Annotated in this window: 26 protein-coding genes, 1 pseudogene and 1 riboswitch; of the genes and pseudogenes, 16 read left to right on the top strand and 11 right to left on the bottom strand. The window is 60.9% G+C overall.

Features of this window, described 5'->3' with window-relative positions; all coding sequences use genetic code 11:
• The first annotated feature begins 36 nt into the window (after positions 1–36).
• The 5 genes from FPT15_RS23765 (at position 37) to hisC (ending at position 4,966) form a co-directional block, all read left to right on the top strand.
• Positions 37–276: a BolA family protein gene (locus FPT15_RS23765; protein WP_008434291.1), complete on the top strand. Its 240-nt coding sequence runs from the start codon at positions 37–39 to the stop codon at positions 274–276.
• Between the two features lie 23 nt (positions 277–299).
• Positions 300–1,565, top strand: a complete 1,266-nt coding sequence (gene murA / locus FPT15_RS23760; RefSeq protein ID WP_106578687.1) for a UDP-N-acetylglucosamine 1-carboxyvinyltransferase — start codon at positions 300–302, stop codon at positions 1,563–1,565.
• 256 nt (positions 1,566–1,821) lie between these two features.
• Positions 1,822–2,457, top strand: coding sequence for an ATP phosphoribosyltransferase (gene hisG / locus FPT15_RS23755; protein ID WP_003188599.1), 636 nt, complete (start codon positions 1,822–1,824; stop codon positions 2,455–2,457).
• Between the two features lie 127 nt (positions 2,458–2,584).
• On the top strand, positions 2,585–3,910 hold the full coding sequence (gene hisD, locus FPT15_RS23750; RefSeq protein WP_145165169.1) for a histidinol dehydrogenase: 1,326 nt from the start codon (positions 2,585–2,587) through the stop codon (positions 3,908–3,910).
• A gap of 3 nt (positions 3,911–3,913) precedes the next feature.
• On the top strand, positions 3,914–4,966 hold the full coding sequence (gene hisC, locus FPT15_RS23745) for a histidinol-phosphate transaminase (RefSeq protein ID WP_145165167.1): 1,053 nt from the start codon (positions 3,914–3,916) through the stop codon (positions 4,964–4,966).
• A gap of 129 nt (positions 4,967–5,095) precedes the next feature.
• On the opposite strand, the gene FPT15_RS23740 is transcribed toward hisC, so the two are convergent.
• The gene (locus FPT15_RS23740) at positions 5,096–6,370 is read right to left on the bottom strand and encodes a uracil-xanthine permease family protein (protein WP_145165165.1); all 1,275 of its coding nucleotides are present in this window, start codon (positions 6,368–6,370) and stop codon (positions 5,096–5,098) included.
• A gap of 2 nt (positions 6,371–6,372) precedes the next feature.
• The gene (upp, locus tag FPT15_RS23735; RefSeq protein WP_017138223.1) at positions 6,373–7,011 is read right to left on the bottom strand and encodes a uracil phosphoribosyltransferase; all 639 of its coding nucleotides are present in this window, start codon (positions 7,009–7,011) and stop codon (positions 6,373–6,375) included.
• A 164-nt stretch (positions 7,012–7,175) separates the two neighbouring features.
• Between upp and FPT15_RS23730 the strand changes: the two genes are divergently transcribed.
• The 4 genes from FPT15_RS23730 (at position 7,176) to FPT15_RS23715 (ending at position 9,280) form a co-directional block, all read left to right on the top strand.
• The gene (locus FPT15_RS23730; RefSeq protein ID WP_025856323.1) at positions 7,176–7,733 is read left to right on the top strand and encodes a hypoxanthine-guanine phosphoribosyltransferase; all 558 of its coding nucleotides are present in this window, start codon (positions 7,176–7,178) and stop codon (positions 7,731–7,733) included.
• 3 nt (positions 7,734–7,736) lie between these two features.
• Entirely contained in the window at positions 7,737–8,204 is a 468-nt protein-coding gene (locus FPT15_RS23725) for a WbuC family cupin fold metalloprotein (protein ID WP_145165162.1), read from the top strand.
• 35 nt (positions 8,205–8,239) lie between these two features.
• Positions 8,240–8,725 (top strand): hypothetical protein, encoded by a 486-nt coding sequence (locus FPT15_RS23720; RefSeq protein WP_145165160.1) that lies wholly within the window; start codon positions 8,240–8,242, stop codon positions 8,723–8,725.
• Between the two features lie 267 nt (positions 8,726–8,992).
• Entirely contained in the window at positions 8,993–9,280 is a 288-nt protein-coding gene (locus FPT15_RS23715; RefSeq protein WP_145165158.1) for a PA4642 family protein, read from the top strand.
• Between the two features lie 69 nt (positions 9,281–9,349).
• Here the strand turns inward: FPT15_RS23715 and mqo are convergent, their stop codons facing one another.
• Entirely contained in the window at positions 9,350–10,858 is a 1,509-nt protein-coding gene (mqo, locus tag FPT15_RS23710) for a malate dehydrogenase (quinone) (protein ID WP_106578695.1), read from the bottom strand.
• Between the two features lie 722 nt (positions 10,859–11,580).
• Complete coding sequence (locus FPT15_RS23705; protein WP_145165156.1) at positions 11,581–11,814, bottom strand: hypothetical protein; 234 nt, start codon at positions 11,812–11,814, stop codon at positions 11,581–11,583.
• Between the two features lie 182 nt (positions 11,815–11,996).
• On the opposite strand from FPT15_RS23705, the gene FPT15_RS23700 reads away from it, so the two are divergent.
• Positions 11,997–12,581 (top strand): YajG family lipoprotein, encoded by a 585-nt coding sequence (locus FPT15_RS23700; RefSeq protein WP_064450736.1) that lies wholly within the window; start codon positions 11,997–11,999, stop codon positions 12,579–12,581.
• 57 nt (positions 12,582–12,638) lie between these two features.
• Here FPT15_RS23700 and FPT15_RS23695 read toward each other — a convergent pair whose 3' ends face one another.
• Positions 12,639–12,848, bottom strand: coding sequence for a hypothetical protein (locus tag FPT15_RS23695; protein ID WP_106578697.1), 210 nt, complete (start codon positions 12,846–12,848; stop codon positions 12,639–12,641).
• A 183-nt stretch (positions 12,849–13,031) separates the two neighbouring features.
• On the opposite strand from FPT15_RS23695, the gene FPT15_RS23690 reads away from it, so the two are divergent.
• On the top strand, positions 13,032–13,289 hold the full coding sequence (locus FPT15_RS23690; RefSeq protein ID WP_145165154.1) for a hypothetical protein: 258 nt from the start codon (positions 13,032–13,034) through the stop codon (positions 13,287–13,289).
• Between the two features lie 121 nt (positions 13,290–13,410).
• Here FPT15_RS23690 and FPT15_RS23685 read toward each other — a convergent pair whose 3' ends face one another.
• Positions 13,411–14,574 (bottom strand): 1-acyl-sn-glycerol-3-phosphate acyltransferase, encoded by a 1,164-nt coding sequence (locus tag FPT15_RS23685; protein WP_178119739.1) that lies wholly within the window; start codon positions 14,572–14,574, stop codon positions 13,411–13,413.
• A gap of 131 nt (positions 14,575–14,705) precedes the next feature.
• Here FPT15_RS23685 and FPT15_RS23680 point away from each other — a divergent pair, with 131 nt between their 5' ends.
• Genes FPT15_RS23680 through FPT15_RS23670 form a run of 3 tightly spaced genes read left to right on the top strand, consistent with a single transcriptional unit; the run spans position 14,706 to position 15,817 of the window.
• On the top strand, positions 14,706–14,888 hold the full coding sequence (locus FPT15_RS23680) for a CPXCG motif-containing cysteine-rich protein (protein ID WP_145165150.1): 183 nt from the start codon (positions 14,706–14,708) through the stop codon (positions 14,886–14,888).
• Between the two features lie 11 nt (positions 14,889–14,899).
• Positions 14,900–15,160, top strand: coding sequence for a putative signal transducing protein (locus tag FPT15_RS23675; RefSeq protein ID WP_106578701.1), 261 nt, complete (start codon positions 14,900–14,902; stop codon positions 15,158–15,160).
• A 36-nt stretch (positions 15,161–15,196) separates the two neighbouring features.
• On the top strand, positions 15,197–15,817 hold the full coding sequence (locus tag FPT15_RS23670) for an SOS response-associated peptidase (RefSeq protein ID WP_145165148.1): 621 nt from the start codon (positions 15,197–15,199) through the stop codon (positions 15,815–15,817).
• Between the two features lie 117 nt (positions 15,818–15,934).
• On the opposite strand, the gene FPT15_RS30450 is transcribed toward FPT15_RS23670, so the two are convergent.
• Both FPT15_RS30450 and FPT15_RS30445 read right to left on the bottom strand, forming a co-directional pair.
• Positions 15,935–16,678 (bottom strand): methyl-accepting chemotaxis protein, encoded by a 744-nt coding sequence (locus tag FPT15_RS30450; RefSeq protein WP_372241492.1) that lies wholly within the window; start codon positions 16,676–16,678, stop codon positions 15,935–15,937.
• Between the two features lie 114 nt (positions 16,679–16,792).
• Positions 16,793–16,987 (bottom strand): annotated as a pseudogene (locus FPT15_RS30445) (HAMP domain-containing protein); the annotation flags it as partial.
• A gap of 1,314 nt (positions 16,988–18,301) precedes the next feature.
• Between FPT15_RS30445 and FPT15_RS23660 the strand changes: the two are divergent.
• A complete protein-coding gene (locus FPT15_RS23660) occupies positions 18,302–19,120 on the top strand; it encodes a M48 family metallopeptidase (protein ID WP_145165144.1) in 819 nt (272 codons plus the stop codon).
• A 121-nt stretch (positions 19,121–19,241) separates the two neighbouring features.
• Here the strand turns inward: FPT15_RS23660 and FPT15_RS23655 are convergent, their stop codons facing one another.
• The 3 genes from FPT15_RS23655 to FPT15_RS23645 form a co-directional block, all read right to left on the bottom strand.
• Entirely contained in the window at positions 19,242–19,826 is a 585-nt protein-coding gene (locus tag FPT15_RS23655; protein WP_016974259.1) for a TMEM165/GDT1 family protein, read from the bottom strand.
• 89 nt (positions 19,827–19,915) lie between these two features.
• Positions 19,916–20,035: riboswitch (yybP-ykoY riboswitch) on the bottom strand.
• A gap of 51 nt (positions 20,036–20,086) precedes the next feature.
• The gene (locus FPT15_RS23650) at positions 20,087–21,085 is read right to left on the bottom strand and encodes a class I SAM-dependent methyltransferase (RefSeq protein ID WP_145165142.1); all 999 of its coding nucleotides are present in this window, start codon (positions 21,083–21,085) and stop codon (positions 20,087–20,089) included.
• A gap of 30 nt (positions 21,086–21,115) precedes the next feature.
• Entirely contained in the window at positions 21,116–22,081 is a 966-nt protein-coding gene (locus tag FPT15_RS23645; protein ID WP_145165140.1) for a 2-hydroxyacid dehydrogenase, read from the bottom strand.
• Positions 22,082–22,165: 84 nt separating this feature from the next.
• On the opposite strand from FPT15_RS23645, the gene FPT15_RS23640 reads away from it, so the two are divergent.
• On the top strand, positions 22,166–22,798 hold the full coding sequence (locus tag FPT15_RS23640) for a LysE family translocator (RefSeq protein WP_145165138.1): 633 nt from the start codon (positions 22,166–22,168) through the stop codon (positions 22,796–22,798).
• The last annotated feature ends 121 nt before the right edge of the window (positions 22,799–22,919 follow it).

The raw sequence follows: 22,919 nt of genomic DNA, 5'->3' as shown, positions 1-22,919 counted from the left end.
CGACCCGTGCGCACTGGGCGCCGATAGAGGTTGAGCATGCAGGCCCTAGAAGTTAAAAGCTTCCTTGAAGGAAAGCTGCCCGAAACGAACGTAGAAGTTGAAGGCGAAGGCTGCAATTTCCAGCTGAACGTGATTAGCGATGAACTGGCGGCATTGAGCCCGGTCAAGCGTCAACAGCAGATCTATGCCCATTTAAACCCGTGGATCACCGATGGCAGCATCCACGCGGTCACTATGAAATTTTTCAGCCGCGCGGCCTGGGCCGAGCGCACCTGAGCCCCCAAGGCGTCGAGATTCTTATGGATAAATTGATTATTACCGGCGGTGCCCGCCTTGATGGCGAGATCCGCATTTCCGGTGCGAAAAACTCCGCCTTGCCGATTCTGGCAGCGACCCTGCTGTGCGATGGCCCGGTAACTGTGGCCAACCTGCCGCACTTGCACGACATCACCACCATGATCGAACTGTTCGGTCGCATGGGCATTGAGCCTGTGATCGACGAAAAACTGTCCGTCGAAATCGACCCGCGCACCATCAAGACCCTGATCGCTCCGTACGAGCTGGTGAAAACCATGCGCGCGTCGATCCTGGTGCTGGGCCCGATGGTTGCCCGTTTCGGTGAGGCCGAAGTGGCACTGCCTGGCGGTTGCGCCATTGGCTCGCGTCCGGTCGATTTGCACATCCGTGGCCTTGAAGCCATGGGCGCAACCATCGACGTCGAAGGCGGCTACATCAAGGCCAAGGCGCCGGAAGGCGGCCTGCGTGGTGCCAACTTCTTCTTTGATACCGTCAGCGTGACCGGTACCGAGAACATCATGATGGCCGCCGCTCTGGCCAACGGCCGCAGCGTCCTGCAAAACGCCGCGCGCGAGCCGGAAGTCGTCGACCTGGCCAACTTCCTGATCGCCATGGGTGCCAACATCACCGGCGCCGGCACTGACACCATCACCATCGACGGTGTTAAGCGTCTGCACTCGGCCACTTATAAAGTGATGCCGGACCGTATCGAGACCGGCACCTACCTGGTGGCTGCTGCCGTTACGGGTGGCCGCGTCAAGGTCAAGGATACCGATCCGACCATCCTTGAAGCCGTCCTGGAAAAACTCAAGGAAGCCGGTGCTGAAATCACCACCGGTGCCGACTGGATCGAGCTGAACATGCACGGCAAGCGGCCTAAAGCCGTCAACGTGCGGACCGCTCCTTACCCGGCGTTCCCGACCGACATGCAAGCGCAGTTCATTTCCTTGAACGCGATTGCCGAAGGCACCGGTGCCGTGATCGAAACCATCTTCGAAAACCGCTTCATGCACGTGTATGAACTGCACCGCATGGGCGCCAAGATCCAGGTCGAAGGCAACACTGCCATCGTCACCGGTATCGACAAGCTCAAGGGCGCGCCAGTGATGGCCACCGACCTGCGTGCGTCGGCCAGCCTGGTCATCTCGGCGCTGTGCGCTGACGGCGACACTTTGATCGACCGCATCTACCACATAGACCGTGGTTACGAGTGCATCGAAGAAAAACTGCAGATGCTCGGCGCCAAGATCCGCCGCGTACCGGGCTAGGTCCAGTAGCTGTAAACACCGTCACTGTGGCGGGCGGGCTTGTCGAGTCGTCGTACCGCCCGCGTAGCGACCCCCAAAACGGGACGCTATGCAGTCCAGCGCTGGACAAGCCCGCTCGCCACGGGATGGTGTTTTGCTGTTAACTGAGCGTGTCCCTGCTGAACTTGTTTCAAATCGAGGCTGTAATGGCCTCGATCTGTGTCTGGCGCCGTTTGCGACCGGACAGCAATAGCCTGATGAAGGACTGACGTTTCCCATGTTGACCATCGCACTGTCCAAGGGCCGCATCCTTGACGACACTTTGCCGCTTCTGGCTGAAGCGGGCATCGTGCCGACCGAGAATCCGGACAAGAGCCGCAAGCTGATCATCCCCACGACCCAGGACGACGTTCGCCTGCTGATCGTGCGTGCCACTGACGTGCCGACTTACGTTGAACATGGCGCAGCCGACCTCGGTGTCGCGGGTAAAGACGTGTTGATGGAATACGGCGGCCAGGGCCTGTACGAGCCGCTGGATCTGCGTATCGCCCTGTGCAAGCTGATGACCGCCGGCCGTGTCGGTGACGTCGAGCCCAAAGGCCGCCTGCGCGTGGCGACCAAGTTCGTCAACGTTGCCAAGCGTTACTATGCCGAGCAAGGTCGCCAGGTCGACATCATCAAGCTTTACGGCTCGATGGAGCTGGCACCGCTGATCGGCCTGGCCGACAAGATCATCGACGTGGTCGACACCGGCAACACGCTGCGTGCCAACGGTCTTGAGCCTCAGGATTTTATTGCCGACATCAGCTCGCGACTGATCGTCAACAAAGCTTCGATGAAAATGCAACACGCCCGAATCCAGGCGTTGATCGACACCCTGCGCAAGGCAGTGGAGTCTCGACACCGCGGTTGACTCACCTGCGCGGCCGTAGGTCGCGCCCGTCTATCCGCCTCATAGCCAGAATTCTCAGGTGCCCAAGCGGAAACGACTGCTAGTTTAGGGCGCCTGAGTTTTTGCCAATTCTATTGAGGCCCTCGCTATGACCACGTCCACTGCAATTGCCCGACTCAACGCTGCCGACCCGGATTTCGCCCATCATCTGGATCATCTGCTGAGCTGGGAAAGCGTGTCCGACGACTCGGTCAACCAGCGGGTGCTCGACATCATCAAGGCCGTGCGCGAGCGCGGTGATGCGGCGCTGGTGGACTTCACCCGCCAGTTCGACGGCCTCGACGTCGCGTCGATGTCCGATCTGATCCTGCCGCGCGAACGCCTTGAGCTGGCGCTGACGCGCATCACCGCGCCGCAGCGTGAAGCCCTGGAAGTCGCAGCGGCACGCGTACGCAGCTACCACGAAAAACAAAAACAGGATTCCTGGAGCTACACCGAGGCCGACGGCACCGTGCTGGGCCAGAAGGTCACGCCGCTGGACCGCGCTGGGTTGTACGTGCCGGGCGGTAAAGCCTCGTATCCGTCGTCGGTGTTGATGAACGCTATCCCGGCCAAAGTGGCGGGCGTGACCGAAGTGGTCATGGTCGTGCCGACGCCGCGTGGCGAAATCAACGAGCTGGTGCTGGCTGCCGCGTGCATCGCCGGGGTTGACCGCGTGTTCACCATCGGCGGCGCTCAAGCTGTCGCGGCGCTGGCCTATGGCACCGAAAGCGTGCCGAAGGTCGACAAAGTGGTCGGCCCAGGCAACATCTATGTCGCCACCGCCAAGCGGCACGTGTTCGGCCAGGTCGGTATCGACATGATTGCCGGCCCTTCGGAAATCCTGGTGGTGTGTGACGGCCAGACCGACCCGGACTGGATCGCCATGGACCTGTTCTCCCAGGCCGAGCATGACGAGGACGCCCAGGCGATTCTGGTCAGCCCCGATGCCGAGTTCCTCGACAAGGTCGCCGCCAGCATCGACAAGCTGCTGCCGACCATGGAACGCGCCGAGATCATCGAGAAGTCGATCAATGGCCGTGGCGCGCTGATCCTGGTACGCGACATGGCGCAGGCCATTGAGGTGGCCAACCGCATCGCGCCGGAGCACCTGGAGTTGTCCGTGGCCGACCCACAAGCCTGGCTGCCGTCGATTCGCCACGCTGGCGCGATCTTCATGGGCCGCCACACCAGTGAAGCCCTGGGCGACTACTGCGCCGGCCCGAACCACGTGCTGCCGACCTCCGGCACCGCGCGTTTCTCGTCGCCGCTCGGCGTGTATGACTTCCAGAAGCGCTCCTCGATCATCTTCTGCTCGCCACAAGGCGCTTCCGAGCTGGGCAAGACCGCCTCGGTACTGGCCCGCGGTGAATCGCTGAGCGCGCACGCTCGCAGCGCCGAATATCGCATCCTTGAAGACAAGAAGGGGAACTGAGACATGAGCAAATTCTGGAGCCCCTTCGTCAAGAACCTGGTGCCGTACGTGCCCGGCGAGCAACCCAAGCTGACCAAGCTGGTCAAGCTCAACACCAACGAGAACCCCTACGGCCCATCGCCTAAGGCGCTCGCCGCGATGCAGGCCGAGTTGAACGACAACTTGCGCCTGTACCCGGACCCCAACAGCGACCTGCTCAAGCAGGCGGTGGCCAGGTATTACGGAATCGACGCCGGCAAGGTCTTTCTCGGCAACGGTTCCGATGAAGTCCTGGCGCATATCTTCCACGGCCTGTTCCAGCACGATTTGCCGCTGCTGTTTCCGGACATCAGCTACAGCTTCTATCCGGTTTACTGCGGCCTGTATGGCATCAAGTCCGACCCGGTGCCGCTGGACGAGCAGTTCCAGATTTGTGTGGCCGACTACGCCAAGCCCAACGGCGGGATCATCTTCCCCAACCCGAACGCGCCTACCGGCTGCGTGCTGGCGCTGGACGCGGTGGAGCAAATCGTCAAGGCCAGCCCGGATTCGGTAGTGGTCGTCGATGAAGCCTATATCGACTTTGGCGGCGAAACCGCTATCAGCCTGGTGGACCGTTACCCGAACCTGCTGGTGACTCAGACCCTGTCCAAGTCGCGCTCATTGGCCGGTTTGCGTGTGGGCCTGGCCGTGGGCCACCCGGACCTGATCGAGGCGCTGGAGCGGGTCAAGAACAGCTTCAACTCCTACCCGCTGGATCGCCTGGCGATTGTCGGCGCGGCGGCGGCGTTCGACGACCGTGAATATTTCGAGAAAACCTGCAAACAGGTGATCGACAGCCGCGACAAGGTGGTCGCGCAGTTGCAAGCCAAGGGCTTTGAAGTGTTGCCATCGGCGGCCAACTTCATCTTTGCTCGTCACCCACGGCACGACGCTGCCGGCCTGGCAGCCAAGTTGCGTGAGCAAGGGGTGATTGTGCGGCACTTCAAACAGGAGCGGATTGCCCAGTTCCTGCGGATCAGCATCGGTACGCCGGAGCAGAACCAGGCGCTGATTGATGGCCTCGGCGAGCTCTAAGCCACACTGAAGATAAAAAATGTGGGAGCTGGCTTGCCTGCGATAGCGGTGTAACAGTCGACATATCCGTCGTTTGATACACCGCCATCGCAGGCAAGCCAGCTCCCACACGGCTTTGCGTTGGGTCAGTTAGAGCAACGGCTCATCCGGCTTCTTGTTCTTCCAGCCATCATTGCCCGGCAGCAGCAGGTTCAAACCAATCGCTACCACCGCGCACAGGGCAATGCCCTTGAGGCCGAAATCATCCGGACCGGTGCCGGTGCCGACCAGCACACCGCCAATCCCGAACACCAGGGTCACCGACACAATCACCAGATTGCGCGCCTCGCCGAGGTCGATCTTGTGGCGGATCAGCGTGTTCATGCCCACCGCCGCAATCGAGCCGAACAGCAGGCACAGAATGCCGCCCATCACCGGCACCGGGATGCTCTGCAGCAGTGCGCCGAACTTACCGATAAACGCCAGGCTGATGGCAAATACCGCCGCCCAGGTCATGATTTTCGGGTTGTAGTTCTTGGTCAGCATCACCGCGCCGGTCACTTCGGCGTAGGTGGTGTTCGGCGGGCCGCCAAACAGGCCGGCGGCCGTGGTGGCAATGCCGTCACCCAACAGCGTGCGATGCAGGCCAGGTTTCTTCAGGTAGTCGCGACCGGTCACGCTGCCCACCGCAATCACACCGCCGATATGCTCGATCGCCGGGGCCAGGGCCACCGGGACGATGAACAGAATCGCCTGCCAGTTGAACTCCGGCGCGGTGAAGTGGGGCAGGGCGAACCAGGGTGCAGCGGCGATCTTCGCCGTGTCGACCACACCAAAGTAGAACGACATGGCAAAGCCCACCAGCACTCCGGAAATGATCGGCACCAGGCGGAATATGCCTTTGCCGAACACCGCCACGATCAACGTGGTCAGCAGCGCTGGCATCGAGATCAGCATCGCCGTCTGGTAATGGATCAGCTCGCTGCCATCCCCGGCTTTGCCCATCGCCATGTTGGCGGCAATCGGGGCCATGGCCAGGCCGATGGAAATGATCACCGGGCCGATGACCACGGGCGGCAGCAGCCGGTCGATAAAACCGGTGCCTTTGACCTTCACAGCCAGGCCGAGGAAGGTATAAACGAAACCGGCCGCCATCACCCCACCCATGGTCGCCGCGAGGCCGAACTGGCCCTTGGCGAGAATGATCGGGGTGATAAACGCAAAACTCGATGCCAGGAATACCGGCACCTGCCGCCCTGTCACCACCTGGAACAGCAACGTGCCCAGGCCAGCGGTAAACAGTGCGACGTTTGGATCAAGACCTGTGATCAGCGGCATCAACACCAACGCGCCAAATGCTACGAAGAGCATCTGTGCGCCAGACAGGATCTGGCGCCAAAGCGGGTCGTTGAAATCATCCTGCATGCTCACGCGTCCTTCTGCTTGGTGCCGAAGATCTTGTCACCGGCATCGCCCAGGCCTGGGATGATGTAGCCGTGTTCGTTCAGGCGCTCATCGATGGACGCGGTGTAGATCTGCACGTCCGGGTGGGCCTTCTCGACGGCAGCAATGCCTTCGGGCGCAGCCACCAGCACCATGGCGCGGATGTCTTTGCAGCCAGCTTTTTTCAGCAGGTCGATGGTGGCGACCATGGAACTGCCGGTGGCGAGCATCGGGTCGATGATCATCGCCAGGCGCTCGTTGATTTCCGGAACGAGTTTTTCCAGGTAGGTGTGGGCCTGCAAGGTTTCCTCATTGCGGGCCACGCCAACGGCGCTGACTTTGGCGCCCGGGATCAGGCTGAGGACGCCTTCAAGCATGCCGATACCGGCGCGCAGGATTGGCACCACGGTGATTTTCTTACCGGCGATTTTCTCGACCTGGACGGGGCCGGCCCAACCAGGAATCTCGTAGGTTTCCAGGGGCAAATCTTTGGTTGCTTCGTAAGTGAGCAGCGCTCCTACTTCCTGAGCGAGCTCACGGAAGTTCTTCGTGCTAATGTCGGCACGGCGCATAAGGCCGAGTTTGTGTCTGATCAGCGGGTGGCGGATCTCGCGAGTGGGCATGGGAAAAGCTCCGGCGGCGGGCAAAAAAACCGGCCTAGATTAATCTATCCGAGGGTGTTGTCCTATAGACATCTAGTACGTTAGTCCATTAAGGCTTGAACGTTGCGCCTCACATGCGTACCTTTGCCCGCTTTTCTTGCCACAGCACCCCCTTGGAGAGCGCCATGTCCGCTGATCTCGAGCATATCCGTCAAATCATGCGCGAGGCTGACTGCCTGTACACCGAAGCGCAAGTCGAAGAGGCGATCGCCAAGGTCGGCGCGCACATCACCCGCGAAATGGCTGACACCAACCCGGTGGTCTTCTGCGTGATGAACGGTGGCCTGATCTTCGCCGGCAAATTGCTGACTCACCTGCAATTCCCGCTGGAAGCCTCCTACCTGCACGCCACCCGTTATCGCAACGAAACCAGCGGCGGCGACCTGTTCTGGAAAGCCAAGCCGGAAGTCTCGTTCATCGACCGCGACGTGCTGATCATCGACGACATCCTTGATGAAGGGCACACCCTGGGCGCGATCATCGACTTCTGCAAACACGCCGGCGCGCGCAAAGTGCACACCGCCGTGCTGATCGACAAAGACCATGACCGCAAGGCACGCCCGGACCTGAAAGCCGATTACGTCGGTCTGCCATGCATCGACCGCTACATTTTCGGTTACGGCATGGACTACAAAGGCTACTGGCGTAATGCCAATGGGATCTTCGCCGTCAAAGGGATGTAAGCCATGGTCCGCTTTCTTGATCAAACACTGTTCACCGAACTGGCCGAGAAAGCGGCTGCCAGCCCCCGTGGCCGGCACCATCATAACTTTCATCAGATGGAAGAGCCTTGCCATCGCCTGGCCGTTGGCATGCAACCCGATACCTATGTGCCGCCGCATCGGCACCTGAGTGCGGACAAGGCAGAGACCCTGATGGTGCTCAAGGGCACCATGGGCCTGCTGGTTTTCAGCGAAACCGGTGAGGTGATCGCCAAGCGCGTCCTGCAGGCGGGCGGCGAGTGTGCCGGTGTGGACCTGCCGCCCGGTGTATTTCACGGCTTGGTGGTGCTGGAGCCCGACAGCGTGTTGTTTGAATGCAAGGCCGGGCCGTATCGACCCGTAGGCGAGGGCGAGTTGGCTGACTGGGCGCCGCACGAAGGCGATGCCGGCGTTGCCGAGTATCGACGCTGGATGCTCGCCCAGTTCGATTGAGCTACAGTGCTCGGCCATCTCTCTCGGAGCGGCCCATGAGCCTGTTGAAACGCACCTGCGCCGCCTTGGCGTTGACTCTCAGCTTGCCGCTGGCTGCGGCGCCTGCGCCGATGCACAGCCAGTTCCTGCCGCCCGACGACCTCACCTTGCGCGCCGCCACGCTCGACCAGCAGCAGCTGCTGCAAATTACCGAGTATGCGGTGGTGGTCGGCAATCAGCGTCAATCGACCCAGCAGCCGATTCCGGTGACGTCGCCGCTGATGATTCGCCTCAAGGGCAAACCCTTGAACAAAGGCGCGACCATCGCCCAGGTGGTGCTCAATTTTGATGCCGAAAGCAAAAGCCTGAAAAAGCCGATGTTCGATGAGAGCAGTAAGACCCTGACCTTGTCTTACCCGGTGGCCCAGTACCGCGTGATCGTTGACCTGCTGCGCAACGACACGGTGTATGTGCAGTTCCTCAGCTATGCCAACGGGCACATTTGGGCGGACCTGCACACCGGCGCCGTTCGCGCTAAATAGTGAGACCGCAGGTATCTACACAACTGCTGGCGAACACAACATCTGTAGAAGGCGAGCTTTTGTGGTGAGCGGGGCAAGCCCGCTCACCACACGGGATGTGGCGGCCTTTTATGCTGCGATGGTGGCGGGTCAGTGGGCCCAACTGTCACTGATGCACCGCCATCGCAGGCAAGCCAGCTCCCACATAGGTTCTTGGTCGCTTCCGAAGCGTGTGTGCCGCAGGTAAACTGCGTTTCCCGTGTAAATGTCTGCAGGCTGGAGTCGGTAATGCGTAAAGATAAGAAACAGGTGATTGGTGACGAGATTGGCGACGACCAGATCAAGTTGTTCCTGGACTTCGAGCCGGTTGACGCGACTTCACCGTCCCTGCACAAACTGATCAAAGCCTACCGTGGCTTGCGTATCGACGACTTCGCGCGGTTCCTGGGCTTTTTCAAGGAAGCGGGCCTGGATCTGGATGGCAAGGACGAGCATGGCCAGACCTTCGTTGACCTGATCAAGGATCAGCGCAACGCCGATGAGTACATCGAGCTGATCAACGCCGCTCGCAGCTGAGTGCCCGAGACCTAAAAAAACGCCCCGTTCTCATGCCGAGAGCGGGGCGTTTTTTATTGCGTCAACGCCTTATGCGTAGCTTTCGGCTTCGTTGCTTTGCTCAACCAGTTCCAGGCTGATGTTGTTCTGCGTATTGATCTTGCGATACAGCTCGGCATCGGTCTCCAGGACTTTTTCGCGCGCCGGGAAGATCTCGTGCAGTTTGGCCGCCCACTCGCCCGCAGCCTTTTGCGGGAAGCAGCGCTCGATCAGTTCCAGCATGATCGACACGGTCACCGAAGCACCTGGAGACGCGCCCAGCAGGGCGGCCAACGAGCCGTCTTTGGCCGCAACCAGCTCGGTGCCAAATTGCAGCACGCCGCCTTTTTTCGGGTCTTTCTTGATGATCTGCACCCGCTGGCCGGCGACTTCCAGGCGCCAGTCTTCGGCTTTCGCCTCAGGGTAGAAGCGGCGCAGGGATTCCAGGCGTTGCTCCATGGATTGGCGCACTTCGCTGACCAGGTACTTGGTCAGGTCCATGTTGTCGCGAGCCACGGCCAGCATCGGGCCGATGTTGCCGGCGCGAATCGACATTGGCAGGTCCAGGAACGAGCCGTGCTTGAGGAACTTGGTGGTAAAGCCGGCGTATGGCCCGAACAGCAGGGATTTCTTGCCATCGACCACACGGGTGTCCAGGTGCGGCACGGACATCGGCGGCGAACCTACCGCGGCCTGGCTGTAGACCTTGGCCTGGTGGTGCTTGACCACCTCCGGGTTGTCGCAACGCAGCCACTGGCCGCTGACCGGGAAGCCGCCGAAGCCTTTGCTTTCTTCGATGCCCGAGGCTTGCAGCAGCGGCAGGGCCGCGCCACCGGCGCCGAGGAACACAAACTTGGCGTCGACTTCGCGGCTGTTGCCGCTGTTGACGTCCTTGATGCTCACGGTCCAGCCCGCGCCGTTGCGCTTGAGGCCAGTGACGCGCTTGCAGTACTTGACCTGCGCATCCGGTGCGCTGGTCAGGTGCGACAGCAATTGATTGGTCAGGGCGCCGAAGTTGACGTCGGTGCCATTCATCACGCGGGTGGCAGCGATTTTTTCGTCGAGCGGGCGGCCCGGCATCATCAGCGGCATCCACTCGGCCATCTCGCTGCGGTCTTCGGTGTAGTGCATGTCCGAGAACGCGTGGTGCTGGCTGAGGGTTTCAAAGCGCTTCTTGAGGAAGGACACGCCTTTGTCGCCCTGCACGAAGCTCAGGTGCGGCACCGGGCTGATGAAGGATTTGGACGAGCCAAAGGTGCCTTTTTTGGTCAGGTACGCCCAGAACTGCTTCGACACCTCGAACTGGGTGTTGATGTGCACGGCTTTCTTGATGTCGATGGAGCCATCAGCGGCCTGCGGCGTGTAGTTCAGCTCACACAGCCCGGCGTGACCGGTACCGGCGTTGTTCCACGGGTTGGAACTTTCCGCGGCACCCGAATCCATCAGCTCAACGACTTCCAGCTTGAGGCCGGGGTCGAGCTCTTTGAGCAGTACGGCCAGGGTGGCACTCATGATGCCGGCCCCTACCAGTACTACGTCGACTGCTTCGTTATGCGCCATTTAACGCGTCTCCAAAATCTGCAGCACCAAATTGACGGCATGGCTGCCAGGAGTGACGGGGCGGTTCACGTGTTGCCCCAGGTTACCCATGGCCAGGATCGCCATGTCCGATTCGCAATTCTTTGCAACTTCAGCACACGCTTCCTGCCGGGCTAATCTGCCTATGAACGCATTCATAGGCGCCTGTGGCAATTCGACTTATGGTCAAAGCGTGCGATTTGTGCAACCAATCCGTAGCGGACAGGCTCAAGCTCCGGTGTTTGAGGAGTGCTCGGTCCTGTGTGGTTGGGCTGTTCCAGACGCTGATGGTGCTTGTACAAACGCCAAACTATTCATTTGCTCGCCACACTCTTGTGAAGTTGTGAAAACCCGTTTTTTCACGCTCTTTTGAAGACGTGAACCTCAAAAAAGGGCTGCCCCAGCCTGGCACCTGGCCCGCAAACCTCTGCCGACACGCGGCAAACGGGCAAACAACTCAAGTGGCCGAGCGCAATGGCAGCTCTGGCAGATTCGGTAAGGCGGGTGGGTTGCAAAGAAACAGCAAGCGCGCCAGCTTCACTCGATCTGTGTGGGCGGCTCTCTGTGGGCGATTGTTGGGTTAATACCGAGGCATTAACGATGCTGCGAGGCCCGATCAGGAGACGTCCTTATAATCGGGGGGAGATTGTAGCGAAGAACGCCGGGGAAATGGGCGTGTTTTATGACTTTTATTCGTGTCTTGGTCAGGAGGCCAACGCATGCCGCGGTTGTGCGTGCGTAACCTTCGGGCTGACCCGCGCGCTTGCCGGCAGCGGGCGGTGCATCCAGCCCAGATGAGTCTCCGACACTTCCACCCAACCTTCGCCGACAGGCGGCAGGCTGCACTGCTTGAACGCCAGGCAATGGCCGTGCGCATCAAGCAGCGCATAGTGGCGATGACGGGCGTGTTGCATGAACAATGACTTGAGAAGGCGCATGGCTTTGTACCTGTTGCGTTACATGCTTGAAGGTTGCCAGTGTGGCATGACATTGGAATGACGGATTTATGCGAAATTGTAATTTGAGCATGCCTTCAGCTGCCGTTCAGGATGGCTGGTGAGTGGCGCGCATGCACCGTTATACTGGCGCCCTGTTTGCATCTAGTCCTGGAGAAATGAGTATGTTGCAACGCCTGTTGTTCGGTTTGATCACTGTGACCAGTTTGACCCTGGTTGGCTGCGCCAACAGCCCGCAACAACTCAGCCCGCAACCTAAAGTCACCGCGCAGCTGGCGCCTGTCGGTCACGGTCAGCCGGTATCGGTGCGTGTAGTGGACGGTCGTCCGTCGCCGACGCTGGGTTCGCGTGGCGGGCTGTACCCTGAGACCGCGCTTATTTCGGTCACCGGTCAAGACGTGCTGCCCAAGCTGCAGGCCCAGGCCGAAGCCGCCGTGCGCCTGTTGGGCTTCACACCCGCCAACTCGCCGGGCGCGCCTCAGCTGACCATCACCCTGGCCGAACTGAAATACCAGTCGCCCAAAGAAGGCTTGTACGTGACTGAAGCTTCCATTGGCGCGACGTTCAAGTCCGACGTCAGTGCTGGCACCCGTCGCTACAGTGGCCGCTACGGCGCATCGCTGAATCAGCGTTTCGGCATGTCGCCCAACCAGGAGACCAACACCAAGCTGGTCAGCGACGTCCTCAGCGACGCCCTGACTCGCCTGTTCAAAGACCCAAGCATCGGCCAACTGCTCAGCGCGCAGTAACCCTGCATAAAAAAACCGGGCTCAGCGATGAGCCCGGTTTTTTTACGCCTGTCGCTTTCATGCCGCGGTTTCGACATAAAAGTCCAGCACACTCACACCGGTAAGCAGGTCCAGCTCCGGCAGGTCGGCGTGCTGGTGCCCGCCCAGCGCGCAATACACCAGCCAGTGGCGATCCTGGACATTGAAGGCCAGTGCGCCAACCAGCGCCTCTTGCTCATCGTTTGGGGCGATCAAATACAGCCGATCCTGGTTTTGCGCATGCAGCATGACAAGCTCCCGGGTGTTCGAAGGGCAACAGAGTGGCTTGTTAAGGTGACGTTCAGGTGACGCTGTAAATTAATGGATACATTAATCGTACTTGGGGGACGGAACGTTTCAGCGGCAGGAGGCCGATATCACTCAGGTTTGTATCTGAATTGATACCAGCATACTGTACGACTGAGGTTTGCGATGGCGCTGCCTGCACTGCTGATCAATGTTGTGGCTCTACTGGTGGCCTGCCCGGGCGCAGCGCTGCTGTTCATTACCCGTTTGCGCGAGCAGCGCGCACTGGCCGATCTGACCGCGCAAAGCGAAGATCGCGCGATTGACCAGCCGATGTTGTTTCTGGATGTGCGCACCGAACGGGCGCATCGTCTGGCTTACCGCGTCGGGTTTGCCTGCCTTGGGCTGGCGCTGGCCACGTCCTGGCTCAGTACTCACCTCTAAAAAACACCACAAAACAAATGTGGGAGCGGGCTTGCCCGCGAATGCAGGGTCTGAGTCGATACATCCTTGACTGAACCACCGCTTTCGCGAGCAAGCCCGCTCCCACATTTTGCTTCGGTGTCTACAGTGGAATCCCGGCTTTAACCCGATATTGATTCCTCACCGGCGTCGCGTACTGCACCACCAGGTACGGGCGATGCTCGGCCGGGCACTCACTCAAGCGCCGCTCCCACTCCGCTTGCGCCTTGGCCAGCTCATCGGCCGGGAACACCTCGGCCGCCGTCGGCACCTGCAATTGCGGGTCGGCGTCGCTCCACTGCGCGTACGCCAGGTAATGCACCGGGAACAGGCGATAGCCGCCGAGAATCTGCCGGTCCATTTCCACCGCCAGCAGCTTGGTGTCCTCGAAACGCTCGGTGATCGGCGGCGCAAAGTTCACATGCACACGGCCCTTGTAGCCGGTGATGCCCAGAGCGATGCTCACATCATCCTCGCCCGGCGCCTTGCTGTAGGTGCCGGTGGTGGCGCGGATATACAGTTCACGGGCCTTGGCCGTGTCGCAGGGGTCGTATTCGTAGCTGATCGACACCGGCGTCAGGTTCAGCGACTGGATCACCTCGGCAAACGGCTCATCCTTGCGGCTGACGTGAAACATCTTGAGGATCGCCGATTCGGTGCGATCATCGCCATCCTTGGCGCGGCCTTCGGCCTGGGCGATCCAGATCGACTGACAGTCGTTGCGGATCGAATGGTTGATGTAGGCCGACAGCAGGTTGTACGCCGCCATCTTTTCCTTTCGCCCGGTGATCGAGCGGTGCACGATGAAGCTCTTGTTCAGGCGCATCAGGTCGCTGACAAACGGCTTTTGCAGCAGGTTGTCGCCAATGGCAATGCGCGGCGTCGGCAGGCCGGCGTGGTACACGGCGTAGTTGACGAAGGCGGGGTCCATCACGATGTCGCGGTGGTTGGCCAGAAACAGGTAGGCGGTGCCCGACTTAAGCTGTTCGACGCCGGTGTACGTCACGCCGTCGGTTGCGCGGTCAATGGTGTGGTCGACGTAATATTCGACTTTGTCCTGCAGCGTGGCCACGGTGGTGACACCGGCGAACTCGCGGCGCAGCTTGCGGGCGATCATCGGCTTGAGCAGCCAGCCCAGGGCGCCGGCAAAGCGCGGGAAGCGGAAGTGGGTCAGGATGTCCAGAAAGGCCTTGTCACTGAACAGACGCGCCAGCACTGCCGGGACTTCGCTGTCGTTGTAAGGTCGGATGGTATCGAATTCGCCCATCATGCTCTCTTGTTAGAAACGGCTAGTGTAAGTAAAGGAAGTATCAGGGTGCGGCCGCAATATTGGCTCTGCCGTGAATAGCCCTGTAAATAGACCGGCGATTATACGCACAAGTCACCTGGGAGACCGCGATGCTGGAAACCGAGTCGTACGATTGTCCTTATTGTGGTGAGCCGGCTGAGGCCGTGCTGGACCTTTCCGGCGGCGATCAGTCATACATTGAAGACTGCCCGGTGTGTTGCCGGCCGATAATCTTTGATCTGCAGGTACACGGTGACGAATGGATGCTCACGGTCCGCAGCGAAAACGAGTAACAGGTGCGCCCATGCAGCGAATCTATGAACCGGAAAACCTGATGGAAGGCGAGTTGCTGCAACAAATGCTCGCCAGCGAGGGCATCGAGGCGCACCTGGTGGGGCGCCATTTACTCGGTGGTACCGGCGAATTGCCGATTTTCGGCCTGCTGGGCCTGGAGGTAGACAACGACCAGGCCGTTTACGCCCGTGAGCTGATTACGGCCTACATCGGCGCGCAACCGCTGCCCGGCGATGAACCCGACAGCTTTCCCGACGTATTGGTCTGTTAGGCTGTCGGTCGGTTTACCCAAGAGTCGTGTTGCCCCATGTGTGGACGTTATGCCCTGTTTCGCTGGAACCCTACGTTTGCTGCCTTGCCGGGATTCCCGGCCGACCAGCAGGCGCAGTGGAACATCTCCCCGAATGATTCGGTGCTGATTCAGCGCTTGAGCGAAGGCCAGCGCACCCTGGCGCGTGCGCGCTGGGGCCTGACGCCGCCCTGGCTGACTGACCTTTCCCGCACCCCGGCCCACGCCCGCGCCGAAACCTTGGCCGAACAACCGATGTTCCGTGAAGCCTTCCGCCAGCGCCGCTGCCTGCTGCCCGCCAACGGGTTTTACGAGTGGCGCGGCACCCAGCGCAAGCGCCCGTACTGGCTGACGCCGGGCGAGGGTTCGACCCTGTTTTTTGCGGCGATCTGGGAAGCGTATCCGGTGCAGGAGCAGGTGTGGCTGAGCACCGCGGTGGTGACCCAGGCGGCGCAGAATCAGCGGCGGCCGTTGATTCTGGATGCGGCGGGGCAGGAGGCGTGGCTGGATCCACAAACGCCGTTGCCTGTGTTGCAGGGTTTGCTGGCCAGTGAGCCGGCTGCGTTGCGCGAGCGGGTGTTGGCCAATATGGTCAATGATCCGAAGCTGAATGGGCCGGAGTGCCTGACCCCAGGTTGAGGTTGGAGCCACTGGCCCCTTCGCAGGCAAGCCAGCTCCCACATTTGACGGTATTCACCCATCCAAATGTGGGAGCTGGCTTGCCTGCGATGGCGGCCTCAAACCCGCCACAAATCCCTAAACCTTGAACTGATTGATCAAGCGCCGCTGCTGCTCCGCCAGCTTGGTCAACTCCGCGCTGGCTGCGCTCGATTCATCCGCGCCGCCCGCCACTTCATTGGCCACCTGGCCGATATTGATCACATTGCGATTGATGTCCTCGGCCACCGCGCTCTGCTCCTCGGCGGCGCTGGCGATCTGGGTGTTCATGTCGTTGATCACCGACACCGCCTGAGTAATTGTCTCCAGCGCCTCGGCCGCCTTCGCCGCATGCTGCACGCTTTCATCGGTGCGGTTCTGGCTGTCTTCCATCACCTTAACCACATCGCGCGTGCCTTGTTGCAACTGCTGGATCATGGTCTGGATTTCTTCGGTGGCCTTCTGCGTCTTCTGCGCCAGGTTGCGCACTTCATCGGCCACCACCGCGAAACCACGGCCTTGCTCGCCGGCCCGCGCTGCCTCGATGGCGGCGTTGAGGGCCAGCAGGTTGGTCTGCTCGGCAATCCCGCGAATCGCTGTGAGGATCGCGTTGATGTTCTCGCTGTCCTTGGCCAGGGTTTGCACCACGCCCACCGCTTTACCGATTTCCTGCGCCAATGCGCCGATAGACGTTGAGGTGTCGCGCACGATGCGCATGCCCTGGCTTGCGGCCTGGTCAGCGTGGCTGGCGGCTTGCGCGGCCTGGGTGGCGTTGCGCGCCACGTCCTGGGCGGTGGCCGTCATCTCATGCACAGCGGTGGCCACCTGGTCGATCTCGACCATCTGTTTGTGCACGCCCTGGTTGGTGCGAATGGCGATGTCGGCGGTGTGCTCCGACGAATCGCTGACCTTCTGCACCGAACTCACCACCTGGGTGATCATGCCCTGCAACTTGATCAGGAAGGTATTGAAGCCAGTGGCAATCGCGCCCAGTTCGTCGGCGCGGTCACTGGTCAGGCGGCGCGTCAGGTCGCCTTCGCCCTGAGCGATGTCATTGAGCATGGCCACCATTTGCTTGAGTGGGCGGGCGATGCCGTGGCCCACCAGCCAGATCACCAGCAAGCCGATGCCGGCAATCAACAGGCCCACCATGGCCATGCCGAAGGTGTCGGTCTTGCGCTGGGCTTGCAGGTCGCTTTGCAGTTTTTGCGAATCGGCCATCACCGCGCTCAGTGGCAGTTGCAGCATCAAGGTCCAGCGTGCTTCGGCCTGGCCGATGTTGAAGGGCAGGAACAGCTCGATGTGCCCGTGTTCCTTGTCGATGTCGTAGCGCACTTCGCCGACTTTCAACTGGCCGAGATTGGCCAGCTCGTTGCTGTCGAGCAAGTCAGTGGCTTTTTCGCCCAGCTTGCTCGCGTCCTTGGTGTAGGCCACCAGGCGACCATTGTTGGAAATCAGCGCCATTTCGCCAGCGCCGTTGTAGAGGTTCTGGTCGGCGCGGGTGAGCATGTCCTGGATGAAGTTCACCGACAGGTCGGCGCCGACGATGCCCTGGAAGGTGCCGTCGATCATGATCGGTTCGATAAACGAGGCCAGCATTACCATCGCATTGCCGACCTTGTAAGGCGCAGGGTCGATGGCGCAGGGCTTCTTGCTTTCTTTGGAGCACAGGTAGTACTCACTGGCGCGCACGCCAGTGGCGAGGATGTTCTGGTCGTTGACGTCGGCGAGTTTATCCAGGCCCAGGCTGCCATCGGCGTTGCGGTACCACCACGGCAGGAAGCGCCCGTCGGCGGCCATGCCGACGATCGGCGTGTTCACGTAGGCGGCGTCATTGTGGTCGATCGCATTGGGCTCCCAGCCGATATAGGCGCCGAGGATTTTCGGGTTGCGCACCACGGTTTCGTGCAGCAGGTTGATCAGTTGTTCGCGGCCCACCTGCAAGGCCGGTTCGCCCTTGGCGTCTTTCATGCCGAGCAGGGCGTTGGCTGTGGCCAGGCCTTTGGCGGTCACCAATGGCGCTTCCAATTCACGCTGGATCAACGTGGCCTGGGTTTGCGCCAGGGCGGTGAGCCGTTGCTCGATGATCTGCTCGAACTGCGCCTGGGTGCGTTGCTGCACCAGTTCCTGGGTGCGCGCGCCGGCGAACACCGCGTAAAGCACCAGGACAGCGACCACACTCAGCACAATGGCGCCGGTCAGTGCTGCGACAGAAAACTGAATCGACTTGAATTTCATGAACGCTCCGGGCGCAAGGGCAGGTGGGCTGCCTATGTGTATCGGCCACGGGCTCGGGAGGCTTAAGGCTTGGCGGGCGAAATAGTGCCGAATGTCGCAAATGGACTGGTGGCCGCCGCTGTGGGCATGTGGGATGTATCTGAAAGTTAGCGGTTACACGTCTGTTGTATCTGGCGCCGATACACATGAGCGCCTAGGATACGCGCCATGTTTTCAGGGAGCGTGTTCATGAAGAAGTCATTGGCGGTAAGTGGTTTGGTTGCGGCGATGCTGCTGGCGGGTTGCCAGTCGGTAAACACCACCAGCGGCGGCGCCGTCGGGGTAGAGCGCAAGCAGTACATGTTCAGCATGTTGTCGAGTCAGGAAGTCGACCAGATGTATGCCCAGTCCTACCAGCAGACGCTGGGTGAGGCGAGTGGCAAAGGCATGCTCGACAAGACCAGTGCCAACGCCAAGCGCGTGCAGGCCATTGCCAATCGACTGATCGCCCAGGCGCCGACCTTTCGCCCGGATGCGGCGCAGTGGAAGTGGGAAGTGAACCTGATCAAAAGCGATGAGATGAACGCCAACTGCGGACCTGGCGGCAAGATCTTCGTGTACAGCGCGTTGATCGACAACCTCAAGCTCACTGATGACGAACTGGCCGCGGTGATGGGCCATGAAATCGCTCACGCCTTGCGCGAACACGGCCGTGAAGCCATGTCCAAGGCCTACGGCATCGAGATGGCCAAGCAGGGCGCCGGTGCCTTGTTCGGCCTGGGCCAGGACAGCCTGGCGCTGGCCGATACGGTGGCCAACTACGGCATGACGCTGCCCAACAGCCGCGCCAATGAAAACGAAGCCGACCTGATCGGCCTGGAGCTCTCGGCCCGGGCCGGCTACAACCCGAACGCGGCCATCACGTTGTGGAACAAGATGGCCAAGGCTTCGGAAGGTGCACCGCCGGAGTTCATGAGCACACACCCGGCCTCCGACAGCCGAATCGCCTCGTTGCAGGCGGCGATTCCGAAGGTGATGCCGCTTTACCAGCAGGCCAAAAAATCCTGAGTTAACGTGGACCCATGTGGGAGCTGGCTTGCCTGCGATGCAGGCGGCTCGGTCCTTCAGAAATACCGAGTTGATGCTATCGCAGGCAAGCCAGCTCCCACATTGGGTTGGGTTTACAGGTCTAGATCCAGCCGCTGCTTTGCATGGCCTTGTACACCGCCACCACCGCCAGAACGAAGAACGCCGTAGCCGCCAGTCGACGAATCAAGGTCAATGGCAGTTTCTCCGCCGCAAAATTCCCCGCCAGAACCACCGGCACGTTGGCAATCAGCATGCCCAGGGTGGTGCCGATAATCACCAGCCACAGTTCAGGGTATTGCGCGGCCAGCATCACCGTGGCGATCTGCGTCTTGTCACCGATTTCGGCGAGGAAGAACGCAATCAGCGTGGTCAGGAACGGCCCGAATTTACGCGTGGTACTGGCTTCGTCGTCGTCAAGTTTGTCCGGCACCAGGGTCCACAGCGCCGTGGCGCAGAAGCTCGCCGCGAGGATCCAGTGCAACACCGCATCCGAGAAGAAGCTGCCGAACCAGGCCCCCACGGCACCGGCGGCCGCATGGTTGGCCAGGGTCGCGGCGACGATGCCGGCGATGATGGGCCAGGGCTTGCGGAAGCGAGCAGCAAGGATGAGCGCGAGCAGTTGCGTCTTGTCGCCGATTTCGGCCAGGGCAACGATTGCGGTAGGAACGAGTAATGAATCCAGCATCAGGTAAGTTTCCAGGGGCGGGTCGACACGGCTATGACACGTACAGCCTTCCCGCCCCGGGTAAGGTGTGCGTGTCATAGGTCTTGTCAAACCCCGGTCCGTCTGTGCGGACTCCTGGGTCGCATACGCCATGGTCTGCTGACCAAGTATGTTGACGTATGCCGGACGAGCATGGCGCTCGTGGGAGACTACTCCCCTAGGACGGAGCGGATTCTGCCTAGGCAAAACCCATTCGGCAAGCCTTCTTTTTCAAAAAGCCATCAGCCGCGTTTGGCACGATAAATGCGAAAACCATTGCCTTCGGCCTTGATTGCACACACGCCCAAGTGCTCTTCGATCAGCGGTTGGTACTTGAGGAAACTGTTGGCCACCAAGCGCAGTTCGCCGCCTTTTGCGAGGTGTTTCGCCGCTTTTCGCAGCAAGTTTTCCGTGGCGAAATAGTCAGTGTGCACGCCGACATGGAACGGCGGGTTGCTCAAAATCGCGTTTAAACCCATCGGCGCGGCGTCGATGCCGTCACCGGTCAACACCTCGGCTTCCAGGCCATTGGCCGCCAAGGTCAGGCGGCTGCTGGCGGCGGCGAACGCATCCACGTCAAGCATTGTCACCGTGTTGTGCGGGTAGCGACGCTTGACCGCAGCGCCCAGCACGCCCGCGCCGCAGCCAAAGTCGAGCAAGTGCCCGCTGGGCAGCTTGTCCAGGTGTGCAAGCAACAGCTCGGTGCCGCGATCCAGGCGACCGTGGCTGAACACGCCCGGCAGGCTCACAACCTTGAGCGGTCCTTCGGCCAGCGGCACCTCAAACACCTGCGCCAGGCTTTCCAGTTCGACCGCTTGCGGGGCATTGGCCACGGTGACCTGCCACAGCTGGCAGTGTCGCGCGTTGTCGAGCTTGCGGGGCTTGCCGAACGGAATCATCTGCTTGGCGGCGCTTTCGATACCGCCTTTTTTCTCGCCGACCAGAAACAGCTCGGCGCCGGGCAGGCGGGCGGCCACGGCGTTGAGCAGGTAGTCGGTGAGGTCCTTGGACTTGGGCAGGAAAATCACCGCCGCATCAAAATTGCGCTCGGGCGCGTTCACGCCGAAATGGCTGCGCTCGGGGAAGCGCGCATCGAGCGCCGCCTGGTCGCCGGCATGCCAGCTCCAGCCGTGGGCATTGGGCAGGCGGCCGAGCAAATCGTCGGCGGGCAAACCTACCAGCAGCAGGTTGCCTTGAAAAAGTTCGGCCTGACGAAGCAGTACTTCACTGCGCGGATCCATGGTCTGCTCCTTGAAAAGGGGCGCAGTTTATCAACTGACGACGCGCAGCGGGGTGCCGTTGAAAAAGCCGCGGGCGTTTTCCGCCAGTTGGCCAACGATGCGCTGTCGCGCTTCGCGACTGCCCCAGGCGTTGTGGGGCGTCACGATCAAGCGAGGAATATCGCCGGCCAGCAGCGGGTTGCCATTGACCGGTGGCTCCACGCTCAGCACATCGGTGGCCGCACCGCCCAGATGGCCGCTGCGCAACGCATCCGCCAGGGCTTGTTCGTTGATCAAGCCACCGCGCGCGGTGTTGACGATAAACGCGCCGGGCTTGAGCAGTGCCAGTTCGCGGGCGCCGATAAAGTCGCGGGTGTGTTCATTGAGCGGGCAGTGCAGGGTCAGCGCGTCGACTTGCGCGAGCAGTTCATCCAGGGGCACGCGGTCAGCGCGGGCAGGGCGGCCCGGAATCGCGCCGAGCACCACGCGCATGCCGAAGGCTTCGGCCAGGCGCGCGACGGCGCTGCCCAGTTCGCCATGGCCGAGCAGGCCGAGGATTTTGCCCTCCAGCTCGACAATCGGGTAGTCCAGCAGGCAGAACTGCTTGGCTTGTTGCCATTTGCCCGCGCTGACGTCGCGTTGGTAGTCGTTCAGGCGCGTCGCCAGATTCAGCAACAGCATGATCGTGTGCTGCGCCACCGACGGCGTACCGTAGCCCTGGCAGTTGCTCACCGTGATGCCATGGGCACGGGCGGCGGCGAGGTCGACGTTGTTGGTGCCGGTGGCCGAGACCAGGATCAGCTTGAGTTCGGGGCAGGCTTGCAGCGTTTCGGTATTCAGCGCGATCTTGTTGCTGATGACCACTTGGGCGCCTTGCAGGCGCTCGACCACATTCTGCGGCGTGGTGTGCGCGTAAAGCTGCAGGTCGCTGAAGCTGTTGCGCAATTCGCTGAGGTCCAGGTCCCCAAGGTCCAGGGACGGGTGATCAAGGAAGACGGCGCGGCGATTGTTCGTCATCAACTGTACCTTTTGCGACAGGGTTCGAAGGCGTAATCTGCCGAGCCTATCAGATGAAATAATCAGTTACTTAATGGAGTGAGCATGTACGCCGCCGAGTTTTTGACCGTAGCCTTGATTCACTTATTGGCGGTGGCCAGCCCCGGCCCGGATTTCGCTGTTGTGGTGCGCGAGAGTGTGACCCATGGCCGTCGCGCCGGCACCTGGACCGCGCTGGGGGTGGGCTCGGCGATTTTCCTGCACGTGGGCTACTCGCTGCTGGGGATTGGTTTGATCGTGTCGCAGTCCATCGTGCTGTTTAACGCACTGAAGTGGGCGGCGGCGGCGTACTTGCTGTACATCGGTTTCAAAGCGTTGCGCGCGCAGCCGGCCAAGCCGGTTGCCGAGGGTGAGTTGCAGCCTGAAGTGGGTGAGCGCACTCCGCGCGCGGCGTTTACCGCGGGGTTTGTGACCAATGGTTTGAACCCCAAGGCCACGCTGTTTTTTCTGTCGCTGTTTACGGTGGTGATCAATCCGCACACGCCGCTGGCGATCCAGGCTGGATACGGTGTGTACCTGGCGGTGGCGACGGCGTTGTGGTTTTGCCTGGTGGCTATGTTGTTCAGTCAGCAGCGGGTGCGTGCAGGGTTTGCGCGGATGGGGCATTGGTTTGATCGGACCATGGGGGCGGTTTTGATTGCGATTGGTGTGAAGCTTGCGTTTACGAGTATGAAGTGAGGGGTGGGGTTTGGTTTGTGCTGTGGGAGGGGGGGACATATCCGTTGCTGCGGTAACGGCGGCTGGTGGTTCCGCTCTTACAGCGGGTCACTTTTGGCAAACGCCCCAAAAGTAACCAAAA

This window comes from Pseudomonas sp. RGB, assembly GCF_007713445.1.
Taxonomy (GTDB): Bacteria; Pseudomonadota; Gammaproteobacteria; order Pseudomonadales; family Pseudomonadaceae; genus Aquipseudomonas.
This window is presented reverse-complemented; position numbering and strand designations above follow the sequence as displayed.